This is a genomic window from Calothrix sp. FACHB-168 (assembly GCF_963889195.1).
GTDB lineage: Bacteria > Cyanobacteriota > Cyanobacteriia > Cyanobacteriales > Nostocaceae > Aulosira > Aulosira anomala_A.
Genome location: NZ_CAWPNJ010000023.1, coordinates 115,670 through 133,984 on the forward strand (window position 1 = coordinate 115,670; position 18,315 = coordinate 133,984).

The following is an 18,315-nucleotide window of genomic DNA, read 5'->3' on the forward strand; positions in this document are numbered from 1 at the left end:
GAGACGCGGAGGACACAGAGAAAGAGAGGAAACAAGAGCTTTTGACTAAAATGGTGACTCACTAGCTATTCCATTTATCTTTTCGCCAATTCTGGAGTCCGCCCTTTTAACCCAATCATCAACTTGAGAGTATAAACTTTGAGCAATGGTACTCGGCGCATAACCCATAAACCTAAACGACGCACCAACAATAAGGGTAAGAAATTGTTAGAAAACATCCGATCTAACAAATCAGTGAAACCCAATATTGTCAAATTTTCTCGCTGACGCCAGTTTTCATAGCGTTTGAGAATTTTGATGTTACCAATATCTTCGCCTTTGGTGTGGGCTGTCTGTATTACCTGTGCTAAGGCTGCTGCATCGCGAATTCCTAGATTTAACCCTTGTCCACCAACGGGATGACAATTATGGGCTGCATCGCCTATTAATGCTAATCTCGGTAAGACATAGCGATCGCTCTGCATGAGTTGCACTTGAAATATAAAGCGATCGCCTAATAATTCTAATTTACCCATTTGATTGCCAAAGCGGCGGCTGAGTTCGCTTAAAAATTGCTCGTCATCTAAACCACATAAAGCTTTCGCTTCTTCATGGGGTGCTGTCCACACGATGCGGCAACGATTCCCCGGTAAAGGTAAAATCGCAAACGGGCCGCTAGTCCAAAATTTTTCGTAGGCGGTGTTATTGTGGGGTTTTTCTGGTTTGACGAAGGCGACAATACAAGATTGCCAATATTTCCAACCGTGGGTTTTAATTCCCGCCGCTTGACGAATTGGCGATCGCGAACCATCGGCGGCGACTAATAATTTACTGCGTATTGTTCTTGTATGTTCTGCAACTTTAATATCAAGGGTTGCTATGTCTTTATGGTACTCGGTTTTCAATACCTCTGCGGGACATAAATAAGTTACATTAGTACAATTACGGACGAATTCTTGTAGCGGCTCTAACAGTGCTTGATGTTCGGCTACATAGCCTAACTCTGGTGTACCTAAATCTGCGGTGTTAAATTCCACCACTTCCGAAAAATCGGCGTCAGATAGGCGTACATGCTCATATTTGGCGATTTGCGGTAGTATTTTATCCCAAATGCCAATTCCTTGATAAATTAGCGCCGAAAGCATGTGAATGGCGTAGGCTTGCCCTTTAGCTACGGCTGCTGATGCTACTTTCGCTTCCACCAGCAAGATACTCAAGCCGGAATCTTTCAAGGCTGCGGCGAGGGTTAATCCTGCGATTCCGCCGCCGACAATAACTAAATCGTAATCGTATCCCCGCTTTTCTGCGGCTGTTGGGGAAGAGTTGAGGGTTTGCAAAGGCTGTGTTAAGGGCATTGTTACGAGAAATTACAGCATCTTAATATTATTTTGACGCGATCGCCCTGTTTAGAGCAAGTCAAAGAACAGGAAAAGCGAAAGGGTAGGGGACAAGGAGGACGAATACAATTGTAGAGACGCGATTCATCGCGTCTGATTCATCTTTGCCCAATGCCCAATGCCCCATGCCCTAAAACATCAAGTTAAAAAAGAAGGCGGTAAAACCTAACATTAGTAAAAAATGTGGCAGATTTTGCAGGAGCGATCGCTTAGTAATGCGTAGCAGTGGATAGGGACTAAACACCATTGCAGAAATTAGAGTAATTCCTTGGAGAAATTGCGCTACATCTAAACTCCAAGTGAGCGAGGGTAAGCCAGCGCCACTGTAGCCCAATGTTTTTGCTAAAACTGGCAGAATTTGCCCAGCTTCCGTCACAGCAGCCGGAATGTAATGAGCAAGATTAGCTGCTAGAGTTAAAGGTAGGTAGGCATAAATCACGGTGAGATAATCTGGTTGCTGTTTATCGAAAAAACGCGCGATCGCATGTGTGGAATAAGTCAAAATGGCGGGAATGCTCAGAAGCGCTAGCACAATCGGCAGGCTAATGAGTAAATGCTCGGAATCCAGGGAAATATCACCAAATCCCAACCAACCGAGAATTTTCTGCCCGTTATGCATGAATACGCCGCCTAACAGCAGCAGCAACAGCGCGACTTCTGCCCAAAATCCTTTGTGGTTATCGAGTAAATCTGAAGCTGGGAAGCGCAAATTCAATTGTGCAGAGCGATTGGGACAACCTTTAAGACAAGTCATACAGAGTATACAGTCGCGGTTGTCTTGCAATTGCGCTGGATGTAAATAAAGCGGACAACCTCCCGTTTCCTGTCCTTCGCTTGCTAAAGCTTCGGCAAAGGTGATGGGGGTTGGTTTAGTGCCTTTATAACAGCCAAAAGTGGTACATTGACTACCACATAACTGTTGTGCCGATCGCAATTCAATTATCGATAATTTGGCAAATAAACCATTCATTCCACCGATGGGGCAAAGATATCGACACCATAATCGCCGTTCGTAAATGAGGCTAAAAATGACGGCTCCGGCGGCAATTGTCAACAGCAACCAAGCAGATAGGTAAGCATGGTGCGGTAAGTCCCAGAGTTTCTCCCAGAGGTAAATAGCCACAAAGCCAGCGAAGACAATCCAGCCACCCCAACGATTCAACCATTTGCTATTCCAAGTGAGTTGCTGACGGGGAAATAGCCACAGGGAAATGCGCCTAATTACGGCTCCCGTAATCATAAATGGACATACAGCACACCAAAGCCTACCCACAAAGGCAAACAGAAATAGATAACCAGGCCACCACCAAGCCCAAAATAAATTTAGGGTAATACTGCTATCCCGATTTTGCGGCCCTATAAAACCCCAAACTACCACAGGGACAAAAATTGCCATCATAATTACCCAAATACCCTTGGGATACCAGCGACTCAACAAAATTTGTCGCAACCAGGGTAGATGAGTTAACAAATCCAAGCGAAAAGCGTTTTTAGTTGATTCTACTGACCATAATGCCTGTTCTGGAATCACAGAATACCCCGGTGGCGTCATAATCGTGGCTCGGTGCAAAATCTCTGCCAGTTCTGTCACGTTTGCAGGGTAGTCATAGCTAATTAAGCGACGGAGATCTGATTGATCGAGTTTTAACAAGGGGCGGTTTTGTTCGCAGCAAAACTGCTTTAAAAAATACTCAGCAAAGTGGGGAATATCGGCTTTGCGTTGAGACAGGGTAAAGAGTTTAATGGTAATCGCTTTAATATCCGGTAAATCCAGTTTATTTGGCGATGCGAGAATGAGACGTACCTGAGATTCAATTTTTGGTGCAGGTTGTGTAATCGGATTAATTTTGCCGATAATACCTTGATTTGGCAGAATTAATCCAGTTTTGATGTAGTGACTTAAACGAGCGCGATCGCCTGGACTCAACACCTGTACATTATCTAGTAGCAGGGTTCCTCGCTCTAACAGTTCTAAAATCCCTCGTTGCTGTCCTATCCTACCAAACAGCACATCTGTATCTAGCCGCCCATCTTCTGCACGCTGTAACGCCCCACAGTCAATTTCCGCAAAAGTTTGGCAAGCCAAGCTAGAACCAGCATGAATCAAACCTGCAACGAAGGTTTTCCCCGTACCTGCTTGTCCCTGTAACACCACAGGCTGAAGATTGGCTGCGGCTTGATTGATTTGTTCTGTGAGTTTTTGTGCGCCTTTACTATTACCAATAATGCTTGTATTTGTTGGTAATGGCTGAATATAAGCCTGTAAAGCTTGAATCCGTTCTTGTTCCCAAGCAATCCGACTAGTATATTCATACAAATCTTGCGATAGTTGAGAATGAATCAAATGTTCAATTTCGGGGAATTCTGCAATCAGCTTTTGAAATGCAGCCTTTGGTAAAAATAATATTTGGCATTTTGTCAGAGCGATCGCATTAGTTTGATATGTTCCTTCTACGCCATTAGCAATCAAAACATAGCCAAATAAATCTCCTGCATGTCGATAGCGAATTAAAAATTGACCAATTAGCGATCGCCGAAAAATTTCCACCTTTCCCGACTGCAAAAGATATAACCCTATAGGGGTATGTCCCTCCTGATAGATTAAAGTTTCCGGTTCTACATTAAAACAATAAAACGATTGCGCGATCGCTTCTCTTGCTGCTTGTGACAATTTCCCCCAAAGTTCATGCAGACTCAGCCAATTGAGGGAATCTTCCCCATCATTAACTATATTTGTCATCAACGGTAATGGTTGTTCTAAAATTACCGTCATAGCTTGATTTTGCCTGTTTTCTTGAAAATCATGTACCAAATTCAGGCTTTGTGGAAATGAGGGATGATGATTATATTTATTTAAGTACAATTTCGTAACTCCAATATTTAATTAAAAACTTAATTTAATTTTTCAGTATTTATTTTTAGAAAAATTGAGTCACAATTGACTATCAAAGTAGGCGTATTCACCAATTAATGCATCATATTTTTCATGTTAAAACCCTGTTATAGACCAAGATAATTTAATTTGTCAAAGTATACATATATTTGTAAATACTACCTTTTTGTTACCTTTTTTTACTTATCTCAAAATGATTAAACTAAAAAACTCTGCGCACCTACCCTTCGGGAAAGCCTAAGGGCGAATGCGTTAACCTTAGCGCACCTTTGCGTTTCCCAAAGGTATAATTTCCTGCAACTTCATAAATACAGGACTTACGTAAAATCATGAAAAAACGAACCACGAAGTACGCAAAGAACACGAAGTAAAGAGAGTTTGGGAGAGTTATTGCGTAAGTCCTAAAATAGTATGAGAAAATCTCTGCATAAATCCGATGAAATGCGATTGCATCCATCAAAAATACAAAAAACCCGCTACCAAAGGCAGCAGGCTTGAATGGTATAGTGTGTAGTTACGGGAAAATCAAAGAATTAATTGATTATCTACTATAAAATGTATAAATTAGCAGTTATAGCCATCTCAGACAGACGATTATCACATAGGTCTAAGGTTAGGGCAGCTAGCCATAGAGCCGGGGTTGCGAGTTCAATCTAACTTCATCTCTTTGAGATTGTCCATATCATTTAATAGCAGACTATTATAGTATCGCAAAAGAGTGTGTGATTATGTTATTAGTTATATAAACTTTCTGTGTAGATTTCTATATTATTCTCTGGGCAAATTGTTTTTTAATTTGTAAATCATCTCTACCTAGCTACAACTTCCGCAGCAAATTATCATCACAGCTAACACAGGGAAACTAGAGAAACAGCTATAGATGCCAGACAATATTAATCATAAGAATAAGGCTTTACCCAAATAATTTATTGGAATTTAACTATAAAGCCTGAAAACTTCCAGCATCTCATAGCTGTATGTCAATAGTTTGTAAATTCTATGAAATTTGTATGTCTATTTTAGCGGATGTATATTAGACAACAAATTATACAAATTCTCCTAAACAATACTCAAAGCCATCAGACTTTCCGACATTTCAAAGTTGGATGTCACATTTTGCACATCATCCAAACCTTCTAGAGTATCAATTAATTTGAGAAGCGATCGCGCCTGATCGGCATCGGTAACTTCTACACTATTACTAGGAATCCAGCGCAATTCTGTATCAGTTACCTGAAAGCTTTTTTCATTCAGGGTTTTATTCAGCGTTTCTAAATCTTCAACAGCGCTAAATACTTCTGCTATTTCCTCCTCAGTCATTTCGTAAGACTCAGCACCACCTTCTAAAGAAGCTTCTAAAAGCTGTTCTTCATCAACTACATTTTCAACAGTACAAACGCCTTTTTGGGAAAACATCCAACTTACACAGCCCATTTCCCCCAAATTTCCGCCATTTTTGCTAAAAGCAGCCCTTAAATCAGCCGCAGTGCGATTGCGGTTATCTGTCAAGGCTTCAACTAAAATTGCGACACCACCAGGGCCGTAACCTTCATAACGAATTGCTTCTAAACTATTGTTATCACCGCCAAATGTACCTGCACCTTTAGCGATCGCACGTTCAATATTATCATTAGGAATTCCTGCCGCCTTAGCCTTATCAATTGCTGTACGTAATTGAAAATTCCCTGCTGGATCTGGAATTCCACTTCTCGCCGCGACAATAATCGCCCGTGAAAGCTGAGTAAAGGTTTTTGCCCTTTTTGCATCCACCACAGCCTTTTGGCGTTTAATATTTGCCCACTTACTATGTCCTGCCATAACTTTAACTTCATCTCAACTCTATTTCCAGATTAAGATATAGTTGAAAGTCAATGGTCAATGGTCAATGGTCAATAGTCAATGGTCAAGAATCCAAACAACTGACAACTGACAACTGACAACTAACTCTTCCTCAAGATAATTGCGCGACAGTTGCAGAAAGTGAGACATTTGAGGCGATCGCTTTTCTGGAATTGCTGATTGACTAGATCATGTACAACTTTTTTTCGCCTCATCGCCATTTCCAGCGTCTCAGCAGAAAGTTCTCTCGCTACGTGAAACACTGGCTGTTGATGCTATTTATGGCGGTATTAGTTGTTACTGGCTGTCAAGCAATTCTCCACCAGCCAGAAGCAAAGGTAATTCATATTACCCTGTGGCAAGGCGTGAACCCACCGCAAAATCGGGATGTATTGCAAAAGCTAGTAGATAAATTTAATCAAACTCATCCGCATATTCAAGTAGAATCATTGTATGTTGGGCAACAGGATCAGCAAATGCCCAAGATTTTAGCGGCTGTAGTCGGCAATGCACCGCCGGATTTATTATGGTACAACCCAACCATCGCCGGTCAATTAGTGGAACTTGATGCCATCATTCCGGTAGATGAAATGCTGGCAAAATCACCAGTAAAAGCAGAAATTGACCCGACTTTATTTGCATCGATGGAATATCAGGGTAAAATCTGGTCAATTCCCTTTGCGACAAATAATGTCGGCGTTTTTTACCGTCCTAGTCTGTTTAAAGCCGCCGGAATTGACAAGTTACCGCAAACTTGGGAAGAGTTGCGCCAAGTAGCCAAGAAATTAACCAAAGATAGCGATGGCGATCGCAAAATAGATAAATACGGGATAGTTCTTCCTCTAGGTAAAAGCGAATTTACCGTGTTTACTTGGTTACCCTTTATGTGGAGTGGTGGCGGTGAATTGGTTAGCGGTAATGTACAGCAAGCTGCTGCTGTGAATTTAACAGATAATCAAGGCGCGATCGCCGCTTTACAATTTTGGCGCAATTTAATCACCGATGGTTCAGCGATGTTATCCGAACCAGAACGGGGTTATGAAGTTAATAACCTGGTGAATGGTAAAGTTGCAATGCAAGTTACTGGCCCCTGGAGTCTGGGAGAATTTCAACAAAGTGGTGTAGATTTTGATGTTTTTCCCATTCCCAAGCAACAAAATCCGGCTACTAGTATTGGTGGCGAGAATTTATTCTTATTTAAAACTACGCCAGAACAGCAAAAAGCCGCCTTTCAATTTGCAGAATATGCTGTTAGTGAAGCATTTCAAACCGAATTAGCTTTAGGAACTGGTTATTTACCCGTAAATGTGCGATCGCGCCAAAGTAGTAAATACCAAAAATTTATTCAGAAATTCCCTCAAATACAGGTATTTTTAGACCAAGCAAAATTCGGGCGATCGCGTCCTATTTTTCCTAATTATTCACGCATTTCTGACAATCTAGGTAGAGCGATTGAATCTGTATTATTAGGTAAAAATTCACCTGCAGAAGCTCTCAAAATTACTCAGCAACGCCTAGATTTAATTTTTCAGTAATTAAATACACAGATAGATTTTTAGGCTATTAAAACCCTCTCTATTATCGCGAAAATTAAAATTAAGCAAACAGTTTTATTTGCTACTTTTGTGATTAAAATATCATATTTATGATTAATTTTATAGTAATTATTAATTAGAGAAATTTATTCTTGACTGCATTACTTCGTATCATCAAAGTTACGCAATTTCCGGCTGCACAAAAATGTCATCTTTGAGGAGAAAATACTTATGCCCAATGCGTCCAGTAACAACAGCACATTGACTAATAACGGGCTAAATATTAATACTGTTTCCTTCGCAGATACTTTTACTTCTCAAGATGACTACAATTTTAATCTCAGTGGAAGAAGTAGTTTTGATAATAATATCAATGCTGTAAACGCCAATTCTACTCAGGCTCAATCGCTAAATAGTGAAGATACCATGAGTACTATGAGTTATGACTCTACCACTGGATATGGATTAGTGAATGCCGCAGCCGGAGTTGCTAGAGGAATTGGACAAAATACCTTTACAGATGTTCCTGATTTAGGTGGTAATAGTTGGAATGTTGACATGGTAAAAGCCCCAGAAGTATGGGCTAGAGGATATACAGGACAAGATATTGTTGTTGCTGTGATTGATACTGGAGTTGACTATAATCACATAGATTTACAAAATAATATTTGGACTAATACTGGCGAAGTTGCTAATAATGGCATAGATGATGATGGTAACGGTTATATTGATGATATTCACGGTTGGAATTTTGTAGAAAATTCCAACGATCCCATAGATAGAAACGGTCACGGTACTCACGTTTCTGGGACTATTGCTGGTGAAAATAATGGTACTGGTGTGACAGGTATTGCCTATAATTCTAGAATTATGCCAGTGAAAGTTCTCAATGATTCTGGCTCTGGTTCTATTAGTTCAATTACTCAAGGAATTTACTACGCTGTCAATCAAGGAGCTAGGGTAATTAATCTCAGCTTGGGTAGTGATTTTCCTAATAATTCTTTAGCATCAGCTATTGAATATGCTAGCAGCAAAGGTGTAGTAGTTGTGATGGCAGCTGGTAATAATGGGTTACCAATTCTGTCTTATCCTGCTAGTTATGCAAATAGATGGGGATTAGCTGTAGGCGCAGTCGATCGCAATAATCAAATTGCAGAGTTTTCTAATACACCAGGAATCAGTCAACTTGCCTACGTAACCGCGCCAGGAGTGGATATTTACTCATCATTACCAGGCAATCAATATGGTAGTTATAATGGCACATCTATGGCTGCGCCTCATGTGGCTGGAGTAGTAGCTTTAATGCTCAGTGCTAATCCTAGCCTAACTGATGCCCAAGTACGTCAATTTATGACACAAACTGCTGGTAATGGGGGACAAAATCCAGATGTTGGGTTAAGTGCTGGTTGGTTAGCCGATGAATTTATTGCAGAGATAGCAAGAAATCCGGCTAAATTTTCGACAGTTAATTTTGATGATAACGCGATCGCCGAAAATCAAACTATAGATTTAAGCGCGAATAGTTCTACACCAGCCCCAAGCGTCGATATATTCAGCAATGCAAACATCAATTCTCAATACCGCTATTATGATAGCAGTCTGCAAACAGACAATAACAATAGCCCCGAAAACGATCAGACACAAGATATACAAAGCATCCTGGAAAGATTTCAACAACAAATGGATGAATTGCGCCAATGGTTTGCTAACCCATAAATCTCAACCACACCAGACTCTAGCGGTGGGTGATGAGGGTAGTTTATAGAGCGATCGCATCTCTGTCAAATAATCTTTTAATTTTGCTTCAAAGTGGCTGTAAATACCTTTTACAGCCACTTTTATTGGAGTATGTTATTCCAATACTGCTCGGTTAAGCTCAAAAACCTTAACCCGCGTAGGTTGGGTTGAGGAACGAAACCCAACATTTGGGTAGCTCTGTTGGGTTTCGCAGAGCCTCAACCCAACCTACAATTTTCCTTAACCGAGCAGTATTGTATGTCATTCTAAATCCTCCTAAATTCCTTCCCGATTGAGCTTTCATCATTTTGTGTAGGAAAATTATTGCCATAACAGGTGGAATATCTAAATTCCATATTATTCACCATAACGACTTAAAAAAGGGTGTTTTCATCTAGAACAACACGCATTAAGCGATATCTTCACATAATTATAATTTTAACTTTAATTGTACTTCACAAAAAAAATACGCAGGTATACCCTTACTGTTTCTGCATAAGCAAATGCAGAATGTAATCAAATATGTATTTGGCTGGCAATTCTATTTAAAAACCCTTTGCTACACAAGGTAGCAAGCACTTTAATTTACCAATTGGTAAGAGGATTTATGACTTTTGATATTTCAGATAACACGCTAAATACAGCTTTGAATATAAATTTAAATTCTAACCCTCAAACTTTTAACAACTTGGTGGGTTTGTCAGATCCACAAGACTTTTATCGCTTCAACCTTAGTAGCCGCAGTAGTTTTAGCCTCTCTCTCGATAACTTATTAGCTAATGCAAATGTGCAAATAATTCGCGACTATAACTTAAATGGTGTAGTTGATACAGGCGAAATTATTACTGGTTGTTATACGGCAGGAACCGCTCCTGAATCGCTCAAGACATCTTTAGACAGTGGTACTTACTTCATAAAAGTTTACTCAACCAAGGGTGATACTAAGTATAATTTGAGTGTTTCTGCTCAAGTAATTAACAGTATTCCCAATAAATTACAATTCAACCTCAATAATACTAACCTTAAATCTACAGATACTCTCAGCATTAATAATGCTTGGGTATATGATGACAATGGTGCGACAGACATTGCACGGGTAGATTTCCGTATTAAGAAATCCGATGGAACTTTTGTTGATGTTGTTGATGTTGTAAGTTTCACACCTTCAACCACTGAGAATAGCAAGGCAAGTTTCAACTACAGCCTATCATTGAGTAATTTAACCTTAGCGAATGGAAATTACAGGCTCTGGGCATTAGCTTACGATAAATCAGGCGCTAAAAGTAATTTAGTTGAACGTGAATTTAGCTTCACCAATAACATTGCACCTACTCAATTACAATTCAACCTCAATAATATCAGCCTTAAACCTACAGATACTCTCAGCATTAAGAGTGGCTTAGTCTCTGATGCTAACGGCGTCACAGATATCTCTCGCGTAGATTTCCGCATTAAGAAATCCGATGGAACTTTTGTGGATGTTGTTGATGTTGTGAGTTTCACACCTTCAACCACTGACAAGCGCTTGGGAAGTTTCAACTACAGCTTATCGTTGAGTAATTTAAACCTAACGAATGGGAATTACAGCCTCTCGGCATTAGCTTACGATAAATCAGGTGCTAAAAGTGATGTAGTTGAACGTGAATTTACAATTCAGATTACTAGTGATTGGTTTAGCCAAAATCTCATAGATAAACAAATAATCGATCTGACGCGACTGCGTGCAGCTGATAATAAATTAAACCGCCAAGATATGATTGATATCTTCCGTGATGCGAGGGATGGCGGTTTAATTGATAGCAATGAATTACAGGATTTGCGGAAAATTGTCAGTGAATCTAGCCGCTTCAATATAGACGATCATGTACGTGTGTTATCTAACAAAGTTGTTAACAGTAATGTTGCAAATAAAAATTACAAGGGTAGTGCATTAGGCAACTTGTATGCTGGTAGCAGCGCCACGCAAATGGATCAACTAATTGATAAGTGGTTTTTAGGAGGCGATCGCCCAACCGCACCAGATGGATTTACAATGACTTATCAGCAAGCTTCAGGTAGTTTATTTGGTAGCGATAGTACATTCAACTACCAAGATGTTAAGCAAGGTTTCTTAGGTGACTGTTACTTCTTAGCTTCTTTAGGCGCAACAGCACGCCAGCAACCATCCGCAATTAAAAATATGTTTATTGACAATGGTGACGGGACTTTTACAGTCAGATTCTACGGTCAATACAATGGTAAAGTGACTACAGCTAGTGATTATGTCACCGTCGATCGCTGGTTACCAACAAATGTCTCAGGTGCAGGCTACACCAAACAAAGATTTGCTAAATACGACAATCTCAATCTAGGCTTGTGGGTAGCTTTAGCAGAAAAAGCTTATGCTCAATTTGCTGAATCTGGGCTATCTCAACGCGATTCTAATGCTAACAGTTACGGCAGCATTGAGGGCGGTTGGGGTTATCGGGTAATGCCATCTCTTACTGGTATCAGTGGGGGTTACTATGCTGATACAAGTTGGAGTAATACAGGAACTCGTTCAGGCGCTTTTCTGAGTTTGTCGCAAATAGCTACTATGTTAACTACTGGAAAAGCAATGACAGCCGATACTATTTCTAATCCAGGATTAAATATTGTTGGCGGACATGAGTACACTATTATCAGTGCTGACACCGCAAATGGAACTTTAACTCTCTATAATCCTTGGGGTGTGACAAGACAAGGTGAAACTAATGGTGTTCTAACTCTTTCTTACAATGATTTCCGCAATAATTTTCTGATAATTAATGCTGCTTAATACTGTTAGCTAATTTAAGAGGGCATGGCAATGCCCATTGGTATTAACTTAACGCGAAACCCTTTTGGTTGCAAAGTTTTGTCCTCACTCTCAACCCCTCGCTTACCCAATAAACCGCCGTCACCCTCCAAGGGTGCGGCTAATTGAACAAAGCCCACCTGCGTGGGCTGAATTTTCTTAGCCCACAAAGGTGGGCTTTGTAGCATTAGCCCCAGGCTTACAGCCTGTGGGCGATTTTTTGGGTAAGCCAGAGAACTTAAGTTGACACCAATGGGCATTGCCATGCCCCTACGTGAATTGCACTGGTATCCTTAAATAATTGATGGTGCGTTGCGCTATGCGACAACACACCCTACTATCATCTATCTCACAGAAAATGCTTCGCTAAATCGGCGTGTCACTGGCTCCATAATAAAGGTCAAAACTGATTTTTTTCTAGTAACAATTTCGCCATTTGCTGTCATACCAGGAGTTAAAGGAACTTCTTGCCCACGGAAATTAATTGAGTGTTTATTTAACTTTATCCTAGTAGGAAATACTAAGCCTAAATCTTTATCTGTAATGGCATTGGGGCTAACATGAACAACTTCACCATTAATGACACCAAATTCTTGAAATGGGAAAGTTGCCATTTTTACTTTAGCTTTCATCCCCCGACGAATAAATCCAATATCACGATTGAGAACTTTAACTTCTAGCAGCATTTCTTCCCCTTCTGGCAAAATGGAAAGTAATTCTTCACCAGCTTGTACAGGGCCTTTTGTCGCTTTGATTTTGTAAATTGTCCCGGCAAAAGGGGATTTAATTGTTTCTTCGTCTTCCTGCTTTTTAGCTTGTTCTAATTGACCAGAAACATTAGTTAATTCTTCTTTACGCTTGTTGATTTGGGTGAGGATTTCTGTTTGCCGTTCTGATGCGACACGTTGCGCTTGATTGCGTGCAGCTTCATAGGCTTCTTGGGCTTGGCGAATTTCTTGAACTTGGGCTGCAATATCTTTTTCTAAAGATGTAATTCTGTCTTGAACTTCAATAATTTTATTTTGGGAATTTGTGATTTCATCTTTAGATCTGGTGATGTCTGTAATAGCCCGATTTAATCTTTCTTGTGCTTCTAGATAATCAACTCTAGGTACAGCACCAGGAGATACAAGGGTACGTAAACTTTGTTCTCTTTTTTCAGCAATTTCCAAATTGTTTTGCATTTTCGCACTAATACTTTCAGCGTTAGCGAGATTAGTTTTGGCGTTCACAAAAGCGCTTTTGGCGTTGGCTAAATTTTCTTGTAATCTTGTTAGTCGGACTTTCGCCTGATTCGCGATCGCTTGTTGGCGATTGGCTTCGGCTTCGGCTGTGGCTTGGCGTGCTTGATAATCAGCCAAACGGGAGTTTAACAGTTCATCTTGGAGTTTTGTACCAGTACTTTTTACTCCCACCCGTTCCGCATCTAAACGCTGTAAGTCTTCCTGAATCAACTTAGTAGCTTTAGCCAGGCGATTAACATCAGTTTGTTTTAAGTCAGGATCGCGTTGAATTAAGACTTGATTTTTCGTGACGCGATCGCCTTCTTTAACCTTGATTTTAACTATTGTCCCACCACCTAAAGATGTGACTGGACGCACTTGAGTAGATGCTATTAATTCCCCTGGCGCGATCGCTACTTCATCAATTTCCGAAAAATGTGCCCATGCGATCGCCCCAAATACTATCAGGCTGATCGTTCCCGCTAACAATCTTGTATATAGCGGCGGTAATTCCTGAACGGCTTTACCCAACTCATAAGATAGTTGTTCATCTGGTTTAGCAAATCGCTGTTTTGTCTGACGCGCTTGCGCAGCATTCGCCACGAGGGAATATTTCATACAATTTTTGTTATTTGTTTTTAGTTATTGGGCATGGGGCATTGGGCATGGGGCATTAGGCATTGGGCATTAGGCATTGGGCACTTGTACTGAGCGAAGTCGAAGTATTGGGCATTCTATTTCTCCTCTGCTTCCTCTGCTTCCTCTGCTTCCTCTGCTTCCTCTACTACCCCAGCCCTAGCCATTTACACTGCTAAATAACGCCGCACAAAATTTTCTAAAGTCTCCAATTTAAAATCAAAAATGCTTTCTAAATTAGAGATTTCGTCTCTTGTGCAGAAAAATTCATTGGCGAGCAAAGTCCGATAGGTTCCTAAAGCTTGTTGTGTTTGGGAATTAAATAAACCTAACGCACCCCGCAACCCATCAATAGCAAACAATGGCGGATTAATCACAACCGGTTCTTTGTTGAAGATGCGACCAAAAATTTGGGGAATATCCCCACGCCAGAGAATTTCTGGCCCCCCTACGGCTAAAGTTTGGTTTTTTGCGCCTTCAACTGTCAAAGAATCCACCGCTATTTTGGCTAAATCATCGGTACTGACAATTGAAGTCCGATTTTTGGGATCGCCAATCAGCAAATACAACCCTGTTTCGCGAAACCTTTCTGCTAATGTTAGCAAGTTAGATGCTAATCCAGCCGGACGTAAAATAGTGTAATTCACGCCACTAGCTTGGAGATATTTCTCTACTGCGCGTTTAGCCTTAAATACAGGCGCATCTTCATATCCGCGATCGGCTCCTAATACAGAAATGAAGACAAAATGTTTGATTCCGTTAGCTTTGGCTTGGTCAATCAGCTCTATGTTGGCACGATAATCTAAGGATAAGGCATCGCCACCAGATCCGTGAGTGCTAATTATATATTCCACACCCCGGCAAGCTTGCTGAATATCTTTTTCTCGCCGTAAATCACCAATGAAAATTTCCGCTCCTCGGTGTTCCAATTCGCTGTAACGAGAACTAAGACGCGCAAATGCTCTGACTGGCTTCTCTTGTTGGCGTAAAAGTCGCACGACTCTGCGACCAATTCCCCCTGTTGCTCCAGTGACTAGAATCATAAAATGACCTAATATAAATACTTTCAGTCTTTTGCGTTGTTGAAAACCTAGATATCTGCTAGAGCCGGAAATCGGCTATTCTACACGAGCATACTTATATATATTAATATTTCCAGTCTCTGGTGATTTTTGAGGCGATCGCTCTCCATCAATATTCAATGATTAAACGTAGTGAGGACTTCAGTCCTCATTGACAACCTGAAGTCCTCACTCAAAAATAAATTTTATTCACAAGATACTCAAAATTCCACAATCACTGGTGTATGGTCGCTAGGTTGGGTTAATTTTCGCGGTTCTACATCAATAATGCAGCTGGTAGCACGCTCGTAAAGAACGGGTGTTAAATAATGATGGTCAATGCGCCAGCCTAAGTTGCGCTGAAAAGATGCGGCGCGATAATCCCACCAACTATAGTTTCCGCCTTCAGAGTTAAATTTGCGAAAAGCATCAGCAAATCCCAATGATAATACATCCCTCAGCGCTTGCCGTTCTACTTCCGATGACATGATGTGGGTTTCGGCTTTGACTTTATCGTGAATATCTTTGGCTTCTAAAGCAATATTAAAGTCGCCACAAACACAAATTGCCTCATGAGATTTTAATAATAGTTGTAAATACTGACGTAATACTGTTAACCATCGCAGCTTATATTCGTATTTTTCACTACCTATAGATGAACCATTGGGGACATATAGGTTCACAATCCTCACATTATCGATAATTCCCGTAATTACTCGTTTTTGTTCATCCCATTCTGGTTGTAAATTGGGCACTATTGGTGTGAACCCCATACTTACATCCAAGAGCGGTTGACGGCTAATTAAAGCTACGCCGTTATATGATTTTTGCCCAGAAAAATAGAGTTGGTAGCCCAGTTCTTCAAAAGGCGATCGCGGAAAATCTCGATCTACAACTTTTGTCTCTTGCAAGCAAAGTACATCCACCGGATTTTGGCTTAACCAAGCAGTGACATGTTCTAGTCGAGTGCGAATTGAATTAACATTCCAAGTGGCGATTTTCATTGCAGCAATATTTACATAAATTCATTAATTAATTATTAATTAAATGGTTTTTATTTTTTTTTAATATTTGTCTCTGTCCTATAGTTTTAGCCCTTTTTCACTAAATCAACCCTGAGAAGAATTGATCCCAAAGTAAATTTTAGTATTTTGAGCTACAAATTTTTTAAATCAGTAGGTTAAGTTACAGAATAGGCAATTGTCTCAATGATCCCCAAGATAGATGAAAGGAGTTACAGTTGATTGTATCTTTATATTGTAGACGGCTGAGGCGATCGCTGATGCTCTGAAATTTGTTGGTGCTGTTTAAACGGTACGGTTAACCGATATTCCAGTTGCGGGCATAGATTTGGTTAATATAAATTTCAGAATATTTAAGTATAAATCTTTGCCCTCAAATTAAATATAAGTTCTCTTCTAGAGAATTATTGAATCGGCTGAACCAAGACATATGAAAATAGCTCAAGTTGCCCCCTTATGGGAAAGAGTTCCACCTCCAACATACGGAGGAATTGAACTGGTAGTGAGTCATTTGACCGATGAATTAGTTCGTCGCGGTCATGAAGTGACTTTATTCGCCTCTGGCGATTCCCAAACTTTGGCTAATTTAGAAGCAGTTTATCCACGAGCCTTACGCTTAGATCCCAATGTCAAAGAGTATGCAGTGTATGAAATGCTGGAACTTAGTCAGGTTTACCAGCGATCGCCACAATTCGATATTATTCATTCCCATGTAGGAATATCGGCACTGTCTTTAGCGAGTTTAGTATCAACACCAACGGTACACACACTCCACGGCAGCTTTACCAAAGATAACCGTATAGCCTTTGGTCACCATAAAAAACAACCATACATCAGTATTAGTGACGCACAGCGACAGATAGATTTAAACTATTTTGGCACTGTTTACAACGGAATTAATCCAGAAGATTACCCCTTTAAAAAGCAACCCCAAGAACCAGAATATTTAGCATTTTTAGGCCGCTTTTCCCCCGACAAGGGGCCCCACCATGCGATCGCAATTGCGAAACAAAGTGGTTGGCGCTTAAAGATGGCAGGAAAGATTGATTTAGTAGACTCAAAGTTTTTTGAACAAGAAATTGCCCCCCATATAGATGGTCAGCAAATTGAATATCTCGGTGAAGTTAACCATGATGAAAAAGCTGAACTATTAGGCAATGCTGCTGTCACTCTTTTCCCAATTGCTTGGCAAGAACCTTTCGGATTAGTTATGATTGAATCAATGGCAACTGGTACGCCAGTAATTGCAATGAATCTCGGTTCAGTACCAGAAGTTATTGCTCATGGGGCAACAGGTTTTATCTGCCAAAACTATGAGCAAATGGCAGAAATAATTCCGCAAGCTTTAAAACTCAATCGCCAAACCTGTCGTCAATACGTAGAAAACAAATTTAGTGTTGCCCAAATGGTGAACGGTTACGAAGCAATCTACGAAAAAATTATTCAGGCGCGCGTAGATTTAAATGGGCACATCCATGCTGCCAAAATCCAGTTTTAATCAAAAAAATTTTTGTGCATATTACAACATTTCTTTATAGGAGGACATCGGTATGAGTATGAGAAGCAACACCTGTCCATGTTGTGGTGGTTCCCTCCTGCGCCATATTCGGCATAGTGAAGTTTATTGGTTTTGTCTATCTTGCCGACAAGAGGTACCGCTATTAACTTTGAGTCGGTTATCTAATGCAGAAACCCGAAATACAGGAGTACTTCCTCAACCGACGGCCAATTCATAATCTGAACTACCCACACTAACGGAATTTTAGATTTTAAATTTTGGATTTTGGATTAAAGATTCGCTCATTCAAAATTGAAAAAGGTGAGAAGCTCCCGAATAAATTCGGGTAATCAATCTAAAATCCAAAATCTAACAATTTATTGACAAACCCCTGACTTTATGCATGGGGTTAATCTAAAATCCAAAATTGTTTCACCTTTCTCTATCTTTTTTCCAACCTCCGGCTGGAAATGTATATTGCGAGGCTCCGCTTCAGAGACTGATAAATTGAGGCGGAGCTTCACGATCCTGGCTCCCACACTCTGCATAGGAGCTAGATAAAATGGTGGTTTCACCTTACTGGAGTTTAGACTAAATGGAAGCAAACAGAAAATAACAGCAACAGATTTACTGAACTAAAAAAATACACCATAAACGGGTAGGGGAAGCGCCCCAAAAAA

At 40.3% G+C, this 18,315-nt stretch carries 12 protein-coding genes; 5 read left to right on the forward strand and 7 right to left on the reverse strand.

Annotated elements, in window-relative coordinates; translation table 11 throughout:
• Positions 1 to 74: 74 nt before the first annotated feature.
• From AACW45_RS15035 to AACW45_RS15045, 3 genes are all read right to left on the reverse strand, one after another.
• The gene (locus AACW45_RS15035; protein ID WP_190633363.1) at positions 75 to 1,334 is read right to left on the reverse strand and encodes an FAD-dependent hydroxylase; all 1,260 of its coding nucleotides are present in this window, start codon (positions 1,332 to 1,334) and stop codon (positions 75 to 77) included.
• Between the two features lie 172 nt (positions 1,335 to 1,506).
• Positions 1,507 to 4,239, reverse strand: coding sequence for a cyclic nucleotide-binding domain-containing protein (locus AACW45_RS15040; RefSeq protein ID WP_199331139.1), 2,733 nt, complete (start codon positions 4,237 to 4,239; stop codon positions 1,507 to 1,509).
• Positions 4,240 to 5,328: 1,089 nt separating this feature from the next.
• Positions 5,329 to 6,087 carry a YebC/PmpR family DNA-binding transcriptional regulator gene (locus tag AACW45_RS15045; protein ID WP_190633364.1) on the reverse strand — a complete coding sequence of 253 codons (759 nt, stop codon included), beginning with the start codon at positions 6,085 to 6,087 and terminating at the stop codon, positions 5,329 to 5,331.
• Between the two features lie 293 nt (positions 6,088 to 6,380).
• Here AACW45_RS15045 and AACW45_RS15050 point away from each other — a divergent pair, with 293 nt between their 5' ends.
• From AACW45_RS15050 to AACW45_RS15060, 3 genes are all read left to right on the forward strand, one after another.
• Entirely contained in the window at positions 6,381 to 7,643 is a 1,263-nt protein-coding gene (locus AACW45_RS15050; protein ID WP_242045670.1) for an ABC transporter substrate-binding protein, read from the forward strand.
• Positions 7,644 to 7,874: 231 nt separating this feature from the next.
• Entirely contained in the window at positions 7,875 to 9,359 is a 1,485-nt protein-coding gene (locus tag AACW45_RS15055; protein ID WP_190633366.1) for a S8 family peptidase, read from the forward strand.
• Positions 9,360 to 9,987: 628 nt separating this feature from the next.
• The gene (locus AACW45_RS15060) at positions 9,988 to 12,177 is read left to right on the forward strand and encodes a C2 family cysteine protease (protein WP_190633367.1); all 2,190 of its coding nucleotides are present in this window, start codon (positions 9,988 to 9,990) and stop codon (positions 12,175 to 12,177) included.
• Positions 12,178 to 12,191: 14 nt separating this feature from the next.
• Here AACW45_RS15060 and AACW45_RS15065 read toward each other — a convergent pair whose 3' ends face one another.
• The 4 genes from AACW45_RS15065 to xth all read right to left on the reverse strand — a co-directional run bounded on the left by AACW45_RS15065 (position 12,192) and on the right by xth (position 16,119).
• Positions 12,192 to 12,455, reverse strand: coding sequence for a hypothetical protein (locus AACW45_RS15065; RefSeq protein ID WP_190633368.1), 264 nt, complete (start codon positions 12,453 to 12,455; stop codon positions 12,192 to 12,194).
• 84 nt (positions 12,456 to 12,539) lie between these two features.
• Positions 12,540 to 14,036, reverse strand: coding sequence for an HlyD family efflux transporter periplasmic adaptor subunit (locus AACW45_RS15070; RefSeq protein ID WP_190633369.1), 1,497 nt, complete (start codon positions 14,034 to 14,036; stop codon positions 12,540 to 12,542).
• A 185-nt stretch (positions 14,037 to 14,221) separates the two neighbouring features.
• Positions 14,222 to 15,097, reverse strand: coding sequence for an SDR family oxidoreductase (locus AACW45_RS15075; protein WP_190633370.1), 876 nt, complete (start codon positions 15,095 to 15,097; stop codon positions 14,222 to 14,224).
• 239 nt (positions 15,098 to 15,336) lie between these two features.
• Complete coding sequence (gene xth / locus AACW45_RS15080) at positions 15,337 to 16,119, reverse strand: exodeoxyribonuclease III (protein WP_190633371.1); 783 nt, start codon at positions 16,117 to 16,119, stop codon at positions 15,337 to 15,339.
• Positions 16,120 to 16,567: 448 nt separating this feature from the next.
• Between xth and AACW45_RS15085 the strand changes: the two genes are divergently transcribed.
• Positions 16,568 to 17,635: a glycosyltransferase family 4 protein gene (locus AACW45_RS15085; protein ID WP_190633372.1), complete on the forward strand. Its 1,068-nt coding sequence runs from the start codon at positions 16,568 to 16,570 to the stop codon at positions 17,633 to 17,635.
• 52 nt (positions 17,636 to 17,687) lie between these two features.
• Positions 17,688 to 17,873, forward strand: coding sequence for a hypothetical protein (locus AACW45_RS15090; protein ID WP_096645095.1), 186 nt, complete (start codon positions 17,688 to 17,690; stop codon positions 17,871 to 17,873).
• The last annotated feature ends 442 nt before the right edge of the window (positions 17,874 to 18,315 follow it).

Bases quoted from the DNA above. Each gene is read 5' to 3' on its own strand.
- AACW45_RS15035 (WP_190633363.1), bottom strand. From the start codon at position 1,334: ATGCCCTTAACACAGCCTTTGCAAACCCTCAACTCTTCCCCAACAGCC.
- AACW45_RS15045 (WP_190633364.1), bottom strand. From the start codon at position 6,087: ATGGCAGGACATAGTAAGTGGGCAAATATTAAACGCCAAAAGGCTGTG.
- AACW45_RS15050 (WP_242045670.1), top strand. From the start codon at position 6,381: ATGCTATTTATGGCGGTATTAGTTGTTACTGGCTGTCAAGCAATTCTC.
- AACW45_RS15055 (WP_190633366.1), top strand. From the start codon at position 7,875: ATGCCCAATGCGTCCAGTAACAACAGCACATTGACTAATAACGGGCTA.
- AACW45_RS15060 (WP_190633367.1), top strand. From the start codon at position 9,988: ATGACTTTTGATATTTCAGATAACACGCTAAATACAGCTTTGAATATA.
- AACW45_RS15065 (WP_190633368.1), bottom strand. From the start codon at position 12,455: ATGCCCATTGGTGTCAACTTAAGTTCTCTGGCTTACCCAAAAAATCGC.
- AACW45_RS15070 (WP_190633369.1), bottom strand. From the start codon at position 14,036: ATGAAATATTCCCTCGTGGCGAATGCTGCGCAAGCGCGTCAGACAAAA.
- AACW45_RS15075 (WP_190633370.1), bottom strand. From the start codon at position 15,097: ATGATTCTAGTCACTGGAGCAACAGGGGGAATTGGTCGCAGAGTCGTG.
- xth (WP_190633371.1), bottom strand. From the start codon at position 16,119: ATGAAAATCGCCACTTGGAATGTTAATTCAATTCGCACTCGACTAGAA.
- AACW45_RS15085 (WP_190633372.1), top strand. From the start codon at position 16,568: ATGAAAATAGCTCAAGTTGCCCCCTTATGGGAAAGAGTTCCACCTCCA.
- AACW45_RS15090 (WP_096645095.1), top strand. From the start codon at position 17,688: ATGAGTATGAGAAGCAACACCTGTCCATGTTGTGGTGGTTCCCTCCTG.